Source organism: Nocardioides sp. CPCC 206348, from assembly GCF_048654705.1.
Classification (GTDB): domain Bacteria; phylum Actinomycetota; class Actinomycetes; order Propionibacteriales; family Nocardioidaceae; genus Nocardioides.
Genome location: NZ_JBMCZA010000239.1, coordinates 11,136 through 13,184 on the forward strand (window position 1 = coordinate 11,136; position 2,049 = coordinate 13,184).

At 71.7% G+C, this 2,049-nt stretch carries 2 protein-coding genes; both read left to right on the forward strand.

The annotated features are described in order from the left end of the window. A partial coding sequence (locus ACOADB_RS27305; RefSeq protein WP_378606519.1) for a hypothetical protein occupies positions 1 to 1,216 on the forward strand: 1,216 nt, incomplete at its 5' end. Positions 1,217 to 1,312: 96 nt separating this feature from the next. Further along, positions 1,313 to 2,049 (forward strand): alkaline phosphatase PhoX (locus tag ACOADB_RS27310; RefSeq protein ID WP_378606522.1); only part of this gene is annotated, 737 nt, incomplete at its 3' end.

Here is a 2,049-nt window from a genome sequence, read left to right on the forward strand (position 1 = left end):
CCGTGTCGGGCGGACCCTGCTGGCCGCCGGTGCCGTCGTGGCCTTGCTCGCGGGCGGGATCGCCTTCGCCTCCGGCTGGGGTCGCGGCGATGACGACCCGGAGGCTGCCGACCGCAGCTCGAGCACGACGACCCCGGCTGCCGACTTCGTGCCGCTCTCCGTCGCGGGCGGGACCGACGTGGACAAGGGCGTGCGCAGCGAACGGACCTACCTGCTGAGCGGTGAGCGGGTGTCGTCGACCGTCGTGCTCACCAACACGAAGAAGACGGCGATGACGGTCCTGTGGACCGAGGTGGTGCCGAAGCAGCTGGCCGACCACGTCGGCCTGGTCAAGTTCGAGCCGGCCGACCGCAAGGTGATCGAGGCGGACCCGGTCGTCTACTGGCGGCTCAAGCTGCCTGCGGGTGGCAGCCGGCAGGTGCGCTGGACCACGCTGCTGCCGAAGGGCGCCGTGCCGTCGGCCGACTACCTCGCGCGGATCACCGGCTGGCACGAGGAGGCCTTCACCGCGGCGCTCCCGCTGATCAGGCGCGAGGTTCCCGACCTGGCGCGGGAGGGTGAGGTCGTGCCGATCCCGGACATCCCCGAAGCCGAGAAGGCGGAGGACGTGGTGACCCCGGCCCTGTCGGGTGAACCGGAACCGAGCCCGGTCGACGCGGCCGACGCGCCGACCACCACGGCGCCGCGGCCGACCAAGGCCGCGAACCGTGCGCCCCGGATCTCTCTCGCCTCGAAGAGCACGAGCGAGCGCGCCAGCGGCGCCTACACGGTCGGGGGCAGCGATCCGGACGGCGACAGCTGGAGCATCGTCTCCGTGTCCGGTGCGCCCTCGGGCGTGGGCAAGGCGGGTGCACACTCCCTCGGCGGCACGGTGTCGCACAACGCCGCGAGCGTGACGAGCAGCAGGTCGAACATCCGGTCCCGGTCGTTCACGGTCACCGTGACGATCCAGGACAGCCACGGCCTCCGCGACTCCGGAAGCTTCACCTGGACCGTCCGCGACACCCATCTGACGATGCCGAACTACATCGGCAAGTACGGCAACAGCCCCGACATCGGCACCCTCTTCACCCCGAACTTCGACGGCTGCATCGACACGGGCCGTGAGGTCGACACCATCGCCCGGCAGTCGGTCGCTTCTGGAGCGGCGGTCGCCTGGGGCTCGGCGCCGAAGTTCACCTACGTGCACCACAGCGGCAGCTACCCGGCCTGCTGACAAGGGTCCGTGCGGCGTTCACTCCGACGTCGGCTGCTCGTCGTGTGACGACGGTTGGCTGGGGAGGTTCCCCTCTCGTCCCGGAAGGACCCCGTCATGACCGCTTCCCGTCGAACCATGCTGGCCGGCGGTGCCGCCGGTGCCGGCCTCGCCGTCGCCGGCGCGATGCCCTCGCTCGCCCAGGCCACCCCGAGCCGCCCCGCTCCCCAGCGCCCGGGCCGCCCCGGCCGTGGCCTCGTCCCGTTCCCGCCGCTCGAGGACGACCCGGCCGGACTCCTCGCCCTGCCGGCCGGCTTCTCGTACTCGGTCGTCACCCGCGCCGGTGTCACCCGGCTCGACGAGGGTGGCCTGACGCCCAACGGGCACGACGGCACCGCCGTCTTCTCGACCGGCGGCGGTCGCTACCAGTTGATCCAGAACCACGAGCTCAAGGCGGGCTCCCCGCTCGGCGTCCCGCACGTCGAGGGCACGGTCTACGACGAAGGTGCGATCGACGCCGGTGGCTGCACCGTCATCAGCACCGACCGGCACGGTCGCAACCTCGGTGAGTTCGTCGCCATCTCCGGTACGTCGACCAACTGCGCCGGCGGCCCGACGCCGTGGGGCACGTGGCTGACCTGCGAGGAGACCGAGGACCGCGCCGGAAAGGCGTGGAGCGGCAACGGCAAGAGCGGCACCTACGCCAAGGACCACGGCTACGTCTTCGAGGTCTTCCACGACGGCCGCACCAACCCGAAGCCGATCAAGGCGTTCGGTCGCTATGCCCACGAGGCGTGCGCGATCGACAGGTCGCGCCGGCACGTGTTCCTGTCCGAGGACGCCTCCGGCCCGAA